Source organism: Actinopolyspora sabaoui, from assembly GCF_051225635.1.
Lineage (GTDB): Bacteria > Actinomycetota > Actinomycetes > Mycobacteriales > Pseudonocardiaceae > Actinopolyspora.
Map to the genome: position 1 here is coordinate 1 of NZ_JBMIHH010000033.1, position 398 is coordinate 398.

Annotated in this window: 1 protein-coding gene; it reads right to left on the minus strand. The window is 68.3% G+C overall.

Annotation, left to right across the window (positions count from 1 at the left end; all coding sequences use genetic code 11):
- Positions 1 to 360: TetR/AcrR family transcriptional regulator (locus tag ACOQFL_RS22860; RefSeq protein ID WP_435546265.1), on the minus strand; the 360-nt coding region annotated here is incomplete at its 3' end.
- Positions 361 to 398: the final 38 nt, after the last annotated feature.

The following is a 398-nucleotide window of genomic DNA, read 5'->3' on the forward strand; positions in this document are numbered from 1 at the left end:
GTCCAGCAGAATCCCTTCCCGGAAGGGTCGCCCGGCCCGCTCGAAAGCGGTCAGGGCCAAGGTGATCATTTCCTCGGCGCTGGCGTCCGTCGCGGCCTTCATGTCGGCAACCGCCTGCTGGGCCGCGCTGAACTGCACGGTCATGCTCCGGTCGAGCAGGGCCAGCACCAGGTCGGACTTGTCGGCGAAGTTCGAATAGAAGGCACCCCGAGTGAAGCTCGCCGCGTCGCAGATCTCCTCCACGCTGGCCCCGTTCACTCCACGTTCGGCGAACACGGCGACGGCGGCGGTGAGCAGCCGATCGCGGGTCCGGGCCCGGCGCGCCGAGATCGGGAAGTCGGCCAGGGCCTGCTCAGCCATCTCGGCCTCCCTCGGCGAGCACTCGGATACACATCTGT